This window comes from uncultured Eudoraea sp. (genome assembly GCF_947490415.1).
GTDB lineage: Bacteria > Bacteroidota > Bacteroidia > Flavobacteriales > Flavobacteriaceae > Eudoraea.
In genome coordinates this window covers 502,478-517,667 of the sequence record NZ_CANLGX010000003.1, presented here as the reverse complement: position 1 = coordinate 517,667, position 15,190 = coordinate 502,478, and the positions used below count along the sequence as shown (strand labels likewise).

The following is a 15,190-nucleotide window of genomic DNA, read 5'->3' as shown; positions in this document are numbered from 1 at the left end:
AAAGTAATTAGTATGCAACTACAAGTCGCGGATTCAATTTTAGTTCAGAATTACATTAGCGGGGATGAAAAATCCCTGGAAATTCTAATAAACAAGCACAATCAACGTCTAACGAGTTTTATTTATTCCAAGGTCCAGGACAGGGCTATTACTGAAGATATCTTTCAGGATACCTTTATAAAGGTAATAAAGACCTTAAAAAGAGGGGCCTATAATGAAGAGGGTAAGTTCTTACCTTGGGTTATGCGAATAGCTCATAATCTGATCATTGACCATTTTAGAAGAAATAAACGAATGCCTAAATTTCAAGGTAGTGATGATTTTAACATTTTTTCCGTTTTGGGGGATGATAAACTAGATGCTGAGAGACAGATAATCAAAGACCAGATAGACAATGATCTTGGATTATTGATAGAAGAACTTCCCGATGATCAAAAAGAAGTCCTGGTAATGCGTATATATAAGGATATGAGTTTTAAAGAAATATCTGAAAATACAGGAGTAAGTATTAATACTGCTTTAGGACGAATGCGATATGCGTTAATTAACTTAAGAAAAATCATAGAAAAGAACAATATTGTTTTAACGAATTAATAGGTTCTATAACGACTAATACAAATGGTTTCATAATAGTTGCGTTATTTAGTCATAACAATATTATTTATGGAACAGATTTACCCTAGACATCAAAACAAATGCAAGCTTGTAAAAGTTAAGCCAGAGAGTGTACAGTTATTGCTTCAGTATTCTAAGGCATTAAATATTGTAAAACATAAAGAACTTACATTTGAGAGTAACTTGAATTAACCATATAACCATTTTATTAGGATATTCATTAATCCCTTTGATAATACATCAAGGGGATTTTTAGTTTCTGGTTGTTATTGAAGCCGCTTATATAATTAATTGGAATTAATCCGGGAATATTTCCAGGCTTCCTGAAAATCAATTGGTAACTAATTTATTATGGATTTATTGTGTCTTTACTTGCCAAATCGCTCTTTGACATCAAAAATCACGGGTTTGACAACATAGTTTTTCTCAGACATGGCTATTTCGATACTTTTAAATTGTAATTATGAAATCATAGCTACTAAATATTTAAACTAGTAACCAAAGGTCCGTCAAAAAGAAGCCCCTTTATATTAACCAAAAAATACTACCAATTATGGAATTTGAAATTAACGACTCAGAATTAGTAAGAGACTATATCAGCGGTGACGAAAAAGCACTTGAAGTTCTTATAAACAGACACAATCAACGTATAAGTAGTTTTATTTATTCCAAGGTAATGGATAGGGATATAACTGAGGATATTTTTCAGGACACCTTTATAAAAGTAATTAAAACTCTAAAAAAAGGATCTTATAGTGAAGAGGGAAAATTTTTGCCATGGGTCATGAGAATTGCACATAACTTAATTATTGATCACTTTAGGAAGAACAAGCGTATGCCTAAGTTTGAAGGAAGTGATGATTTTAATATTTTCTCCGTTATAGGTGACGACAAACTTAATGCAGAAAAGCAGATTATTAAAGATCAGATAGATAGTGATCTTGGTTCTTTGATTGAAGAATTACCCGATGATCAAAAAGAAGTTCTGCTTATGAGAATATACAAGGACATGAGCTTTAAGGAGATTTCTGAAAATACCGGAGTAAGCATAAATACTGCCCTTGGAAGAATGCGATATGCACTTATAAATCTCAGAAAGATAATTGAAAGACACAATATAGTTTTAACAAATTAAGAGCAAGGAATAACATCCGAGCAATATTTCCATTTTAGTTGCGTTATTAGAACATAACTATACTATAATAATATGGAAAAAATTTACTCTGAAGAGCAAAACGCTTGTAAACTGGCAAAAACCAGTCCTGAGACGATTCAGTTCTTACTGAATTATTCCAGGTCCTTCAGAATCACGAAGTACAAGACATTCAAATTTGAAACAATTTTGAATTAAGACAAGATGGCCCGCAATTAGCGGGCCTTTTTAATTTTATAATAATCTTCTAATACTTTTTTTCTCCCTATCGTTTTGGTTATTAAATCTTTGTCTATATCCCAGCCTCTTGCCGGAGAATATTCACGGCCATACCAAATAATCTGAAGATGCAAATCGTTCCATAATTCTTTAGGAAACAACCTTTTTGCATCTTTCTCGGTTTGAACCACATTTTTACCATTGGAAAAACCCCAACGATACATTAGACGATGAATATGCGTATCAACCGGAAAAGCCGGTATACCAAAGGCCTGAGAGACTACTACACTTGCGGTTTTATGACCCACAGCCGGTAATTCTTCCAACAAGCTAATTTCTGAAGGGACATTACCCTCATATTTTTCGATCAATATTTTGGATAGACCATGTATTCCTTTCGATTTCATCGGTGAAAGTCCTACGGGCCTAATAATTTCTTTTATTTCCTCAACAGACATTTTAATCATGTCGAAGGGATTATCTGCTCTTGCAAATAATATAGGGGTTATCTGGTTTACGCGTACATCTGTACTTTGGGCCGATAATAATACAGCGATTAACAATGTATATGGATCTTTATGCTGAAGAGGAACAGGTATCACGGGATATAATTCCTGCAATTTTTTTATAGTAAAGGATACTTTTTCCGATTTCGTCATTTTTGTTTAATTTTACAATGAAAAAAATAAACACAAATTTAATTCAAAATAGACTATGAACACACTTAAAGAAGGTGATAGAGTGCCTGATTTTACTTCTGTTGATCAGGATGGCAATTTGGTAAAATTAAGCGATTATTCCGGTAAGAAGTTAGTGGTATTTTTTTATCCAAGGGCTAATACCCCCGGATGTACTGCAGAGGCTTGTAATCTACGGGATAATTATGCAGAACTGCAATCAAAAGGTTATGAACTTCTAGGGGTAAGTGAAGATTCTCAAAAAAAGCAAGCGGGTTTTAGAAATAAATATGAATTTCCATTTCCGCTTTTGGCGGATGAGGACCATACCGTAATTAAGACATTTGGAGTTTGGGGGCCTAAAAAATTTATGGGTAGGGAATACGATGGTATTCACAGAATGACTTTTATTATTGACGGAAACGGATTCGTTATAAAGGTTATTGACAAAGTTAAAACCAAAGATCACGCTGCCCAGATTCTTTAATCTGAAATTATCAGTATGAAAAAAGGCCCTAAAGATTAGGGCCTTTTTTATGGAGTTAAGCGTTAAGCTTTTTCCTCTAGTTTATCGGAAGTTCGCATAAAAAGGTGTTCTTTCTTTATTGTTTCCGCAATACCTTCTGGTAGCATTTCCTCCCAACCACCTTCTCCGCTTTGAATTTTTTTCAAGACATCCCTGGAAAATATGTCCATAATTTCAGGATCGTAGTCTATAATATCCATAACTTTCCCATTGTACTTAAAAAATTTGTACAACTCCTTCATTCTCGGATGAACCTTAACATTATTACTAGTCATGATCTGACCGGTCTCGGGATTCTTCATCGGATAAAGATATACGATGAGTTCTTTAAAGAATAACTTGCCAAATGCTTCCAAAATACCTCCGCTCAGATGCCTGTAATATTTTTCATCAAATATGTCCACCAGGTTATTAACACCCATAGTAAGACCAATTTTTGCTTTCGTATAATTGTTGAAGTATTCCACCAATTTAAAATATTCCTGAAATTTCGAAATCATCACGGAATGTCCTAATGAACACAATAATTTGGCCCGGTCCATAAAGTCACTTTCATCTATTTCCCCGGAAGCTTTTAGATTAGACAATGTGATTTCAAATATTACAATAGAATTGTCTTCATCAACTGCCGGATCACGAATAAAAATTTCATAAGACTTTTCAAACATATCCATGTTCACCTTAGTTACAGGCCTAAAACTCCCTCTAAGCGCAAGAATATTCTTTTTATAGAGAATGGCAGCCGGAAGAAGATTGTTTCCGTCTGGGCCAAACATGACAGCATCAGTCATATCATATCTGATAAGCTGAAGACTCATAAGTCTATTGTCAACGTTTTTAAAGTTTGGGCCTGAGAAATTTACCATATCAATCTCCAGGGTATCACGGTCTATATGATCATATAGGTATTTTAATAGCTTTCTGGGTTTATTATACTTATAAAAAGCACCATAGATAAGGTTCACTCCAACTATTCCCAGGGTCTCCTGCTGCAAACGGGCTTCATTTTGTTTAAACCTGACATGTAATATGATCTCGTCAAATTCCTTTTGGGTTGGATCTAATTGAAAACGGATTCCTACCCAGCCATGGCCTTTATATCGCTTTGAAAAGTCTATAGTTGCAACCGTATTTGCGTAAGTAAAAAACAGTTTATCCGGATTTTTATCCCTGCTAATACGCTCTTCCATAAGATGCATTTCATGAGAAAGCATCTTTTTTAGTCTACTTTGGGTAACATACCTGCCTTCAGTTTCCACACCATAAACGGCATCGCTGAAAGACTTGTCATAGGCACTCATAGCTTTTGCTATGGTCCCTGAGGCACCACCTGATCTAAAAAACCACCTGGCAGTCTCTTGTCCGGCCCCTATTTCCGCAAAAGTCCCATAGATATCGGGATTTAGATTTATTCTAAGAGTCTTAGCTTTTATTGAGGGAATATTTTCAAAAGCAGGATCCTTTTTGAAGACTGAAGCCATATGTATAGTTTGCTTACGGCAAAGTTAACAAGATTGGGGTATCTATTAAATAAATATGTTATAAATTTGAAATAAATAGATGACAGGTTGAAAATAACTTTTTTAGGCACTGGCACATCGCAAGGAATCCCGGTTATTGGAAGCAATCATCCGGTCTGTTTAAGTAAAAACCCCAAAGATAAAAGACTTCGAGTTTCTGTGCTTATTTCATGGAAAGACTATAATTATGTAATTGATTGTGGTCCTGATTTCAGGCAACAGATGTTAACTCATAAAGTTTCCAAATTAGATGGTATTCTTTTTACTCATGAACATTCAGATCATACAGCAGGGATAGATGATATCCGCCCTTTTTTCTTTAGACAGGGTGACATTCCTGTTTATGCTCATGCAGATGTAATCTTCTCTTTAAAAAGGAGATTTGACTATATTTTTGCCGACGAGAACAGGTATCCCGGGGCTCCGGCGGTAAAGGTTAACCTGATACGGAATAATGAACCTTTCATAATAGGGGACCAAGAAGCAATTCCAATTGAGGCTTTTCATAACCGGTTAAGAGTATATGGATTTAGAATAGGTGACTTTGCCTACCTTACCGATGTTAAGACCATATCTAGTGAAGAAATAAATAAGATAAAGGGAGTTAAGTTGCTATCGGTAAATGCATTACGTATAGAACCACATCACTCTCACTTAAACCTTGAAGAAGCACTTAAATTAGTTGATATAATTAAACCTGAGATAGCATATCTTTCTCATATTAGCCATTATTTGGGTTTTCATGATGAAGTGGAAGAAAAATTACCTGATAATGTGCACCTGGCCTATGATAATCTTGTTGTCTCTGTTTGAGCTACAAAACAATAATTTTAGTTAGTTTGATACTTGATTCTTTAAATTTATGAAAAGTAGAATATTTATTTACCTGTTCATTTTTGCTTCTTTGTTATCACTTTACTTGTTTGTAAGCAGCAATACCATGCTAGAGAGTAAGGATTTAAAAATTCAAAATCTGGAGTCTGAAGTTAGTGTACTTCAGGATTCTGTTCAAAAATTACAACTTCAGGTTTTTGATATGCAATATTTTTCATTGCAAAATAATGACGACGCCTTGTCATATTATGATCATCTTGGCCTGGACAACCCTTCGGGCTATATTTCAGATAAGTTATTGGAAACCAATGAACAGAAAGGAGATAATCCATTGGTACCGTATGAGGGTATGGAAAGTGATTTTAAGATCAATAAGATTAAAATACTGAATCATCAATGGATAATAGCCGATTTTTCCGATGGTAAATTTTGGGGAGAACTTCTTTTGAAATACGAGTTAAAAGATAATATGAGTGTTGATTTTACAATGATGGATCATCTTTTATATACCAGGAGCAATTAAATATTTTCTTCAAGCCATTTTCTAAAGGAATAAAAATTTTCGGCGGATACCCCATGGCCTACTGGAAATTCCTCATATTTAAAGTTAATGCCAAGCTTTTTTAAGAGAACAGGTGCTTTTTGAGCCCATTCAGGTGGGATTACCTGGTCTACCTGACCGTGGGATATATAAATGTTCAGGTTTTTATGGTCTTTTTGGGTATAATTCTTCTCGAGAATATTCTCATCTATATAGCCGCTTAGGGCCACCACATTTTTAACCTTATCCGGATATGAAAGCGCAACCGCATAACTCAATACCGTACCCTGGCTAAACCCCAACAAGGTTACATTGTCTTTATCCAGTAAATAGGCTTCACAGGCTTCCTCAATAAAATCTACAATTTTGTTTCTGGATGAGATAGCCTGTTTCTCATCACTCCATTTTCCATAGGATGCATCAAAGTTAATAGCATACCAGGCATTACCAAAGGGGGGTAAAGGGTGTGGGCCTCTTGCAGAAATAATAAAACATTCCGAAGGTAATTCTGAGGCGAATGAAAATAAATCTTCTTCATTGCTGCCATAGCCGTGAAAGAGAAATATAACAGGTGGACGGCCATGTTCTGTTGATGAAGGGCGAATTATATGATATAAGGATAAGGGAACTGTTTTCATATTACTGAATAAAGCTAAACCATTGCTGAAATGAAGTTCCCAAGATTGGAACCGGTTGTTTTTTATTGTTCAAAGCTCCTACAAGACCATATATCCAGAGAGCAAAGTAAAATACATACAAACCTACCCAAACAAAAAAATTGAACCATTGACTTAAGAAAAGCGCACATCCCATAAAAACCAGATGCAAACCAAATGCTTGCCTTGTATGGAATCTCGCAAATTCATTTTTTGGTTCCATATTCATAGTTATTGCTATTAAAGATCCAATAATGGTGAAATAGGCTATTATCGCCGTTGTTTTTCCTTTTGCTACCGAATCTTGTCCCAAAACTTTATTTTTTTATTGCTATATAAACTATAATTGGTTCAGACGATTATTTGATTGTTTGCTATTATTCCGTAAACCTTGCCTCTCATTTTTTCACCAAAAAACATACTGTTTTTTGAAGTAGAATTACAACTTTCTTTTGTAAAAATATATTCGGATTCAGGATCAAAAAGAGTAAGATTAGCCAAAGAACCTTTTTTTATGGCCACCGGACTTAATCCATAGCGTTCTCTTCCTTTAGATAAAAGGGTGACGGCCGTTTCGGTGCCGAATAGCTTATTTAAGACACCAAACGCATTTTCAAGTCCTATTGTGCCATAAGCAGCATTATCAAATTCTATTCGTTTTTCTTCAATATCAATGGGTGTGTGATCTGAAGTCACAAAATCAATAATACCTTCTTTAAGACCTTTTATCAAAGCATTGATATCTTTACTGGTGCGAAGTGGGGGTAAAACTTTGTAATTACTATCAAAGCTGTCCAAAACCTCGTCAGAAAATAACAAATTATGCACAGCGACACTACAACTTACATTAAGCCCCTTTCGTTTAGCTTCGCCAATAAGCTTCACGGACCTGGCTGTAGATATGGTTGGGATATGGAGATACCCACCCGTATATTCCAGAATAAAAAGGTCTCTAGCAATTTGAAGTTCTTCCGCCAAGGCCGGAATTCCCTTTAAACCAACCCTTGTAGATGAAATACCTTCATTAACAATACCCTTGCTCATGATTTGTTTATCCATTGGAAAAGAGTAAACTAATCCATTAAAATCCTGGGAGTATTGCAAGGCTATCTTTAATAAATTGGAATTTGAAATAGATCTCTTAAAATCATAGAATCCAACAGCTCCTGAATTCTGCATGTCATAGAGCTCAGCAAGATCAATACCTTCACTAAGAACCGTAAGTGTACCCAAAGGGTGTAATTTTGTCGGTTGTTCTTTGGCAGCATTTTTCAAAAAAACAATTGCGCCACTGCTGTCCGGTAGTGGATTGGTATTAGTGTTGAGAACAATATCTGTATAACCACTTTTTGCAGCCACCATGAGGCCGTTATTAATGGTTTCACGTTCTTCATACCCTGGTTCACCAAAACTTACACTGCTATCGAACCAACCAGCAGAGACATGCAAATTTTTGAAGTTTAGTGTTTTTATATTCCCGGCAGGTTTAATCGAGGTAGATATTTCTTCAATAACCCCATTAAGAATAAGGATATCACGTTTTTTTAAATGAAGTTTATCGTTGGTTTTATCAACAATTGTGGCAGATTTTAGAAGTATGTTCATTTAAATATTTTTTGAATAAGAACTTCGGCCAGCATAAAAAGCAAAGCAAAAATAGTAAACCATTTCCATAGCTCAGTTACTCTGTTGTCTTTTTCCATGGTTTCAAAGACTTCCGATAAATTATTTAAGGTGGCATTACTATTTAATATGTCTAAATCGGCATATATAGATTCGCTTTCCGTTCTGGGGTAATTAAAACTTATATTTTGAATGGGTCTGGATTCTTCACTTATCACATAAATACCATCTTTATTAGGATTGTAATCAAAGGTTAAGGTAGTTCTATTAGAAAAAGACTGCTGTTCAGGGATAAATTCATATTCTTTCTGGGAAACCTTTAAAATATTATCGCTTGCCATTACTGTCTTAACATCTATTGTGGTTTTTTGACCCAGGGTATTGTATAATTCAGGCGATTTAAGACTATTTGCCCCAATACTATAGATTGTAGGCACGATAAGAGGCGAATTCTTAAAATTAGAATTTGTATTAACGATTGGAGCTGTGAACAAGTATAGCCCATCCAGTCCTACAAGAAAAGCTGATTGATCCTGTAATGAAAGTATTTTTGGGGCCGTTGTTCTGGTAATGAAATAGCTTTTCACCCTTGGATATTGAAAATTGCTTACTCTTTGGGCAAATACATTTTTATAAAGAGGATGATCAAAGTTAATTTCCGTTACATTGCGCTCTTCATCAAGTCTGTTTACAAATGAAGTAGAATAATAATTTCCGAGGAAACTATTATAGCTCTCTATATTGGCATCAAAAGAAGGGATAATCATTAAATGACCACCTTTTTGAGTATAATTGCTTAAGGTATTTTTTAGAGAGACGGGAATAGTTTTTAATTCATTTAATATTATTAAGTTTTGCGACTCCAGTATGCTGTAATTAAGATTATTCATTTGTACATCCGCATATATGAATTCATCTTCGGTAAATATTCTTTTTAAAAACTCACTATCTGACTCACTAACAGACAATACTTTGATTTTGTCCTTCTGATTAATATTAAAAAACAACTGATTATCATAAGGTAATCCAATATCTGATATTTCAATTTTACCTCGAATAACTTCATTAGAAGGTAATGTAAATACTACATTAGATTTTCTGTTCTTATCAAAAGTTGCAGCTGTTTTAGCAATTAACTTATCGTCATTATATAAAGAAACTGGGATCGTTTCTAGAGCTGCAGTTGTAGTTAAATTCACCGAGAGGTCTATTGTAGCTGCATTTACCTCAGCTATATATACCGAATCCAAAACAGTATTATCAAGATTTTCTGCCTTAAGCCGAACCATAAAAGTTTGGATATTTCCTAGAGTATCGGATTCCTGGATAGCGGTTCTGTTTTGAAAATCTGAGATCAGAACCAAATATTTAACAGATTTTTCATCTTCGCTAAAGAAATTTTTCCCTTTGAGAAGGATATCCTTAAAACCCAACTGACTATAAGTATATGGCAGGGATAAAAGCTCATTGCGAATATCCATTAAGGTAATATTAGTAAAGACTTTATCATTAGTAAAAAGACTAAAAGTATTATCCTTAGGAAGACCTTGTAATAAATTCTGAACTGCATCCTGGAGCAGGGTTCCATTCTCTGTCTTGGCCTGCATGCTAAATGAGTTGTCCAGATATATTACGGTTTCTTTGGCGTATGAAGCCGACTCCTTGGCGAAATAGGGCTGTGAAAAAGCAAGGATAAGGCCTGAAAGCAATAATACCCGGGAGAAAAGTAAAAGCCATTTTTTTATCGTACTGCTTTTGCGAGATTGCGCAACTACTTTTTGTAAAAGCTTTACGTTAGTAAATGGTGTTTTTTTAAATCTCCGAAGTTGAAAGAGGTGAATTAATATGGGAATTAGTAGCAGAAAAAAGGCCCAAAGGAGTTCCGGATATTTAAACAGCATTCCCAATTTTGATTTGACAAATATATAAAGTATTGAGAAGATATTGCCTAGTAATTATGACAAAATTGGTAATGAAATGCGTTGAATGAACAAATGGAATTAATATTTAAGCTAAGTGCGCTAGAAATGGACTATTTAAGGTTGATTGAAAGAAAAAATTTTTAACAAAAGAAAAAATAATCGACCATTGGAGTTTGTCCCAAATTTGAGAAGAAATTCGTGATCATTTCCTGGGCCTCTTCATTTGCAACGGTAACTATACTTATTGGCTTTTCCAGATTAAGCAAATAATTAAAATGCTTCATTTCCTTACCATATATAGTTTTGCCGATTTTATTTGGGTTGTCGCATAACCAATGAAACGGAATATTCTGCTGTAACAAATCTCTGGCAATACTTTTTCCTTTGTTCCCCGCACCCCAGACGGTTAAAGGTCGCCTGTGATCATGGTGAAGCTTTAGAAAGTAATGTAGTTTTATATGTAAAAAATAATTCTGAGCATAGTGCTCACTGGTTCTTGAGGTTCTACTGTCATAGTCACGCCATCTGTGTAATATCTCGTTACACGGAATACATTGCAAACCCCGCTCATAAAATCGAAACGTAAGATCATAGTCTTCCGGGTATCTATTGGGCTCAAAGGCACCACATTCTTCTAAATCTTTTTTGTAGACCATCCAGCAAGGGGAGGGGATAACACATTCCTTATAGATTTCAGAGTAGTTTGCTCCTGTGGCAGTGAGTTTGTTCAACCATTTTTCATATCGCTCATATCCATTGCTTATTCCACGATCAGAAAAATAACGAACACCTCCTACTGCAATATGTCCTTTTCCATGTTTTTCCAATGAGGAAGCCATGATTTCCAGCTTATTGGAGTTCATTATATCATCAGAATCCATTCTTGTCAACAATTCACCTTTGCTTAAATTATACGCCTTCCTAAGTGCAGAAATTATACCATTTCCTTTATTTGGATGTACTTTTATTCTGGTATCTCTTGATGAATAATATTCAACTATACTAAGACTATTGTCCTCCGAATGATCGTCTATAGCAATGACTTCCCAGTTTTGGTAACTTTGAGATAAAATCGAATCAATGCACTCCGGAAGGTAAACCGAAGTATTTTTAAATGGAATTAATACACTAATCAGATGATTTTTCATTAAAAGAGCAATTGTCGAATTTATTTTATTGTTTCCAAAAAAAAATTTCAAAGCATAATGAATTCATTTTTTGCGGAAATTTCGGCAACCTTTAGGATCCGAATCGCCATGGTATTGTTTTCAATACCGTAAGGTGAAAAAGGTGGTAAAGTAAAACCTTACTGTACTATTTTTAGCAATAGCGGAAAGAGTAAACGATCCCATCGCACTAGTACAGAACTAATGCTTACTTAATGCCTTGGCGATTGCTTTTTCGGCCAATGGAGCCATTAGCTCATACCCTTTTTTATTAGGGTGAACCCCGTCACTGCCAAGATCTTCCCTTAGACCGTTATTACCATCGGTCATTGCCGAAAAATAATCCAGGTAGACAAAGCCTTTACTATTGGCGTAGCTCTTTATCATAGTATTCAGCGCGGGTATTTTTTCGTTTGGCATAAGCCCTTTTCGCCAGGGATAATCATAAGCCGGTAATACAGAGCATAAAACTACTTTTATACCATTAGCTTCTGCCAATTCTGCCATAGACAATATATTGTCTGCAATCATTTGCAGGGTTGATGGTCCTGTGTTACCAGCTATGTCATTAGTTCCGGCAAGAATGACCACTACTTTAGGTTTTAGATCAATTACATCTTGTCTGAACCGTACCAGCATTTGGGGGGTTGTCTGGCCACTTATTCCTCTATTTACATAGGGTTTACCCTCAAAGAATTCGGGTTGATGATGAGACCATCCGATGGTAATAGAGTTCCCCATAAATACCACACGGTTTTCATTGGTTTTGGCATCGGGTAATTCTTTGTTAGCAGCGTCAAAGTGTCCAAGCTGTGCCCAATCCTGGGCGCTCAAAATAGAATACATAAAAAAAAGACAGATAACTAAAAGGCTTTTTGGCTTTGTTAAAATCATAATGGAAAGTTATATTTTAATGTTTCAAAAGATACAAAATGTAGAAAACATAAATAACTAAATTTAATATATCAATTGGAAATTGTAATTCTAGAGATACTAAATATTAAAAAGCCCTGCATTTAAACAAATGCAGGGCTATATATCAATAAAATTCTTAATTATTCACATTGTACGTCATCGCCATTACTATCCCAACAATGCCATTCTTCATCTTCGAAATAATCAAATGCCATTACTCTTCCCACAAATGTTGTTCTACTCCATTCAATTCTAACATCACTAAAATCCTGCTTATTGCTGTCATAAGCGTATGCTTTAAAATAAGCATCTAAATCACCGTCCTGAAGTCCATATTCAAGATAACTGTCTTTAAACATGTCGTCATTCTCTTGTTCATCCAGTTCTCTGACCCAGGTATATCGAATACTGCCAATTTCATCATTTGAACGTTCCCAGTCTATTCTTAACATTGCTTCTGGTCTCTCCGCACTTTCATTTAATAACCAAAAACCACTGTTACCATCCATCGCAGAACTCCCTGAAAACCACAAGAATTCTTCAAAAGCTCCAATTCCTATCTTGGTTATGTACATTTCCCAAAGAACTTCTTCTCCGGTTACCTCTCCTGTAAGACGTGCAGAATATTCGCTTGTAAAGCCATCTACACTATAGGTCCATTGCCAGATATTATCACCTAAATTTTCAGGGGTATTTGCAAAAGCAGATTTGAAAGAGGCTACAGGCACGGCCAGGTTGGTAAAAAGGGTTGAATTCCATACTCCCACAACAATTCGTGAAAAAAACCAATTGCCATTAGGTGCTTTATTATCATAAACCTGGGCTGTACTTTTCCCTGTATTTGAATCATCGGTAAAATTGCTAAAATCTATAACCATTGATTCATATAACGGTAACGCCAGGTTATTGGCTTCATCTGTGGCTTCATCAGAGTTATCACAGGAAGTTGTAAAAATAAAGGCAAAGGCCATTAATATGCCATATACTCTCCAATTTTTCATAACGTAATTATTTGTTTATTAATCACTTTTATATCTAATATTAACGCTTAAGTAGTCATAAAAGTGTAGGGTAAGGAGTCATATATCGAAAACTTAGCGATAAAATTTACCGCCAAACAAAGATTAACTAACAAGGAATCTGCAATTTATTTCGGCTAAAAGAAATAAAAGTCAGTTTGCAGGGTAGTGCGGAAATTAATTAATATTTGTTAAGATCTTTAATACTTGGCAGATTTTCCTTTTGCCATTGTTTTTTCAATAAATAGCCTAATGTCGGAGTTGGCTTTTTGCAAATCTTCTTTGCGCAAGTACATCATATGTCCACTTCGATAACCTTTAAATTCAAACCGATCTCTCATGCGACCACTCGGGTCTACCTGCCACATGGTGTATTTGGCATTGAAATAAGTGGTGGCACCGTCATAATATCCGGACTGAACCAATACATGCAGATATGGATTCTGTGCCATGGCCTGTCTCAGATTATCTCTTGTATCATCATCTTTATTATCCCACGGACGTACGGGGCCAAACATATTATATTTGATATCTGTTTTAAATTGAAGTTCTTCTTGCAGGTAATAATTTATAGCTGGTGTGAAGCTATGCAGCCAGGAAGTTAGTTCGGGGTTATAATCTGGCGCAGTTCCCGAAATTTGCTTATCTATTCCCAAATATCGGCTATCTAGTCTACCAATAGTATTACCGCTGCGGTCTCTTAATAACCCTTTCCAGAAATACGAAGTAGGAACTACAAGATTATGATCTAATATTTCCTTTTTAGAAAGCCCTGAATAGTATGCCATTTTTTCTGCAACCGTATTTTTCTCCGTTTCACTAATAAACCCTCCTTTTGCGATTGCCGGGAGTACAGTATTAATTGTAAAAGCCTCTGATTCGGGTAAAATATCCAATAAATCTTTTTGTTGAAGGTCGCTGTCTAAAGCTTTTTGATACCAGGCTGCTGCTGTATAATAAGGTAAATTTAAAGCACTGCTTACGGGGCCGCCAACACGAATTACTTTATAATCTGCAGGAGAAACCATAATAACACCGTTTAAATACATCCACTGCTGGTTTTGAAGGGCAAGCGCCAAGCCCATTACTCTGGTACCGCCATAACTTTCACCAATTATATATTTAGGAGAACTCCATCTGTTATTGCGGGTGACAAAAGTATTCAGCCATTCTGCCAAATATTTTATATCTGCATTAATACCAAAAAATTTACTGCGGTCCACTTCTTTTCCACTTTCGGGAATGGTTCTGGAATATCCTGTATTAGCGGGGTTTACATAGACTATATCTGTTACATCCAATATAGAATAAGGGTTTTGCTTTACACCGTAGGGTTGAACAGGATAGCCTTCGTCGTCAATCTTTAAAATCCTGGGTCCTGTATATGCCAAATGCATCCAAACTGAACCAGATCCTGGCCCTCCGTTAAATGATATTAGTAATGGGCGACTTGCCCTGTCTTTGATATTGTTGCGAGTATAATAAGTGTAATGCAAAGACGCAATAGGCTCTCCTAATTCATCCCAGACCGGTTGAGTCCCCGTTTTTGCGGTATATGTAAATGCAGTACCGTTAACAGTGACACTATGTTGTGTAGTAATAACAGTATCTATGGGTAATTTGCGATTTTGAGATAATGTGATATTGAGGCCTAGTATCAAAAGGGAGAACAGGAACGATCTTTTCATTTTTGGGTAGTTTTAGAAAGCCCTAAAATATGGAATTTGACTGATAAATCTGATTATCCTAAATATTAAGATTAAAAAAAAATAGAAATTTGTTTGCTATCTTTAAATTTAGCTTA

Annotated in this window: 15 protein-coding genes; 5 read left to right on the top strand and 10 right to left on the bottom strand. The window is 35.3% G+C overall.

What is annotated here, in order from left to right:
• Window positions 1-12 precede the first annotated feature (12 nt).
• On the top strand, window positions 13-594 hold the full coding sequence (locus Q0874_RS10615; RefSeq protein ID WP_299162852.1) for a sigma-70 family RNA polymerase sigma factor: 582 nt from the start codon (window positions 13-15) through the stop codon (window positions 592-594).
• A 574-nt stretch (window positions 595-1,168) separates the two neighbouring features.
• A complete protein-coding gene (locus Q0874_RS10610; RefSeq protein WP_299162849.1) occupies window positions 1,169-1,750 on the top strand; it encodes a sigma-70 family RNA polymerase sigma factor in 582 nt (193 codons plus the stop codon).
• Window positions 1,751-1,983: 233 nt separating this feature from the next.
• On the opposite strand, the gene nth is transcribed toward Q0874_RS10610, so the two are convergent.
• Window positions 1,984-2,646 (bottom strand): endonuclease III, encoded by a 663-nt coding sequence (gene nth, locus Q0874_RS10605; RefSeq protein WP_299162847.1) that lies wholly within the window; start codon window positions 2,644-2,646, stop codon window positions 1,984-1,986.
• A gap of 55 nt (window positions 2,647-2,701) precedes the next feature.
• Here nth and bcp point away from each other — a divergent pair, with 55 nt between their 5' ends.
• Entirely contained in the window at window positions 2,702-3,151 is a 450-nt protein-coding gene (gene bcp / locus Q0874_RS10600; RefSeq protein WP_299162844.1) for a thioredoxin-dependent thiol peroxidase, read from the top strand.
• 62 nt (window positions 3,152-3,213) lie between these two features.
• Here bcp and Q0874_RS10595 read toward each other — a convergent pair whose 3' ends face one another.
• Window positions 3,214-4,671, bottom strand: a complete 1,458-nt coding sequence (locus Q0874_RS10595) for a TonB-dependent receptor (RefSeq protein WP_299162842.1) — start codon at window positions 4,669-4,671, stop codon at window positions 3,214-3,216.
• 87 nt (window positions 4,672-4,758) lie between these two features.
• Here Q0874_RS10595 and Q0874_RS10590 point away from each other — a divergent pair, with 87 nt between their 5' ends.
• Window positions 4,759-5,523 carry an MBL fold metallo-hydrolase gene (locus tag Q0874_RS10590; RefSeq protein WP_299162840.1) on the top strand — a complete coding sequence of 255 codons (765 nt, stop codon included), beginning with the start codon at window positions 4,759-4,761 and terminating at the stop codon, window positions 5,521-5,523.
• Between the two features lie 49 nt (window positions 5,524-5,572).
• Entirely contained in the window at window positions 5,573-6,067 is a 495-nt protein-coding gene (locus Q0874_RS10585) for a hydrolase (protein WP_299162837.1), read from the top strand.
• Here the strand turns inward: Q0874_RS10585 and Q0874_RS10580 are convergent.
• The 8 genes from Q0874_RS10580 to Q0874_RS10545 form a co-directional block, all read right to left on the bottom strand.
• On the bottom strand, window positions 6,064-6,723 hold the full coding sequence (locus tag Q0874_RS10580) for an alpha/beta fold hydrolase (protein WP_299162834.1): 660 nt from the start codon (window positions 6,721-6,723) through the stop codon (window positions 6,064-6,066). The genes Q0874_RS10585 and Q0874_RS10580 overlap by 4 nt on opposite strands.
• Window position 6,724: 1 nt before the next feature.
• Window positions 6,725-7,054 carry a hypothetical protein gene (locus Q0874_RS10575; protein ID WP_299162832.1) on the bottom strand — a complete coding sequence of 110 codons (330 nt, stop codon included), beginning with the start codon at window positions 7,052-7,054 and terminating at the stop codon, window positions 6,725-6,727.
• 38 nt (window positions 7,055-7,092) lie between these two features.
• The gene (locus tag Q0874_RS10570) at window positions 7,093-8,346 is read right to left on the bottom strand and encodes a dihydroorotase family protein (RefSeq protein WP_299162829.1); all 1,254 of its coding nucleotides are present in this window, start codon (window positions 8,344-8,346) and stop codon (window positions 7,093-7,095) included.
• The gene (locus Q0874_RS10565) at window positions 8,343-10,265 is read right to left on the bottom strand and encodes a BatA domain-containing protein (protein WP_299162826.1); all 1,923 of its coding nucleotides are present in this window, start codon (window positions 10,263-10,265) and stop codon (window positions 8,343-8,345) included. The genes Q0874_RS10570 and Q0874_RS10565 overlap by 4 nt, the downstream gene beginning before the upstream one ends.
• Before the next feature lie 161 nt (window positions 10,266-10,426).
• The gene (locus tag Q0874_RS10560) at window positions 10,427-11,434 is read right to left on the bottom strand and encodes a glycosyltransferase (protein ID WP_299162824.1); all 1,008 of its coding nucleotides are present in this window, start codon (window positions 11,432-11,434) and stop codon (window positions 10,427-10,429) included.
• A 219-nt stretch (window positions 11,435-11,653) separates the two neighbouring features.
• Complete coding sequence (locus tag Q0874_RS10555; protein WP_299162822.1) at window positions 11,654-12,346, bottom strand: SGNH/GDSL hydrolase family protein; 693 nt, start codon at window positions 12,344-12,346, stop codon at window positions 11,654-11,656.
• A gap of 161 nt (window positions 12,347-12,507) precedes the next feature.
• Entirely contained in the window at window positions 12,508-13,368 is an 861-nt protein-coding gene (locus tag Q0874_RS10550) for a hypothetical protein (protein WP_299162819.1), read from the bottom strand.
• A gap of 218 nt (window positions 13,369-13,586) precedes the next feature.
• On the bottom strand, window positions 13,587-15,074 hold the full coding sequence (locus tag Q0874_RS10545) for a carboxypeptidase (RefSeq protein ID WP_299162816.1): 1,488 nt from the start codon (window positions 15,072-15,074) through the stop codon (window positions 13,587-13,589).
• Between the last annotated feature and the right edge of the window lie 116 nt (window positions 15,075-15,190).

Bases quoted from the DNA above. Each gene is read 5' to 3' on its own strand.
- Q0874_RS10615 (WP_299162852.1), top strand. From the start codon at position 13: ATGCAACTACAAGTCGCGGATTCAATTTTAGTTCAGAATTACATTAGC.
- Q0874_RS10580 (WP_299162834.1), bottom strand. From the start codon at position 6,723: ATGAAAACAGTTCCCTTATCCTTATATCATATAATTCGCCCTTCATCA.
- Q0874_RS10550 (WP_299162819.1), bottom strand. From the start codon at position 13,368: ATGAAAAATTGGAGAGTATATGGCATATTAATGGCCTTTGCCTTTATT.
- Q0874_RS10610 (WP_299162849.1), top strand. From the start codon at position 1,169: ATGGAATTTGAAATTAACGACTCAGAATTAGTAAGAGACTATATCAGC.
- nth (WP_299162847.1), bottom strand. From the start codon at position 2,646: ATGACGAAATCGGAAAAAGTATCCTTTACTATAAAAAAATTGCAGGAA.
- Q0874_RS10595 (WP_299162842.1), bottom strand. From the start codon at position 4,671: ATGGCTTCAGTCTTCAAAAAGGATCCTGCTTTTGAAAATATTCCCTCA.
- Q0874_RS10585 (WP_299162837.1), top strand. From the start codon at position 5,573: ATGAAAAGTAGAATATTTATTTACCTGTTCATTTTTGCTTCTTTGTTA.
- Q0874_RS10555 (WP_299162822.1), bottom strand. From the start codon at position 12,346: ATGATTTTAACAAAGCCAAAAAGCCTTTTAGTTATCTGTCTTTTTTTT.
- Q0874_RS10560 (WP_299162824.1), bottom strand. From the start codon at position 11,434: ATGAAAAATCATCTGATTAGTGTATTAATTCCATTTAAAAATACTTCG.
- Q0874_RS10565 (WP_299162826.1), bottom strand. From the start codon at position 10,265: ATGCTGTTTAAATATCCGGAACTCCTTTGGGCCTTTTTTCTGCTACTA.
- Q0874_RS10545 (WP_299162816.1), bottom strand. From the start codon at position 15,074: ATGAAAAGATCGTTCCTGTTCTCCCTTTTGATACTAGGCCTCAATATC.
- Q0874_RS10570 (WP_299162829.1), bottom strand. From the start codon at position 8,346: ATGAACATACTTCTAAAATCTGCCACAATTGTTGATAAAACCAACGAT.
- bcp (WP_299162844.1), top strand. From the start codon at position 2,702: ATGAACACACTTAAAGAAGGTGATAGAGTGCCTGATTTTACTTCTGTT.